At 54.3% G+C, this 300-nt stretch carries 1 protein-coding gene; it reads right to left on the bottom strand.

Features of this window, described 5'->3' with window-relative positions:
* A partial coding sequence (locus EXE45_RS21090) for a hypothetical protein (protein ID WP_206750529.1) occupies window positions 1-231 on the bottom strand: 231 nt, incomplete at its 3' end.
* Window positions 232-300: the final 69 nt, after the last annotated feature.

Genomic DNA, 300 nt, shown 5'->3' with positions numbered 1-300 from the left:
AACACCAGTCACGAAGCCGGTTCCGTGAGCGAGCTCATTAGAAAACCGACCAGCTGAGACACCCTCAACAGTGAACATTCCAGCTACCAACGCGGTCAGAACGAATCCACAGGCGCCGACAGTTACAACCGCGTCGTAGTGGGTCGATAGCCATTGCTGAGGAGAGAATCGTCTACGGTTCCATCCAAGGAGGATACCAACGGCCGCTACAGCTAGAATACCGGCAGCCATCAACTCAGTACTCTCGAACGAAATGAAAGGCGACCTGACGGTAGCCCCGGCTAGTCCACTCAGTATGAA

It is taken from the genome of Halorubrum sp. SP9 (assembly GCF_005435015.1).
GTDB classification, from domain to species: domain Archaea; phylum Halobacteriota; class Halobacteria; order Halobacteriales; family Haloferacaceae; genus Halorubrum; species Halorubrum sodomense.
This window is presented reverse-complemented; position numbering and strand designations above follow the sequence as displayed.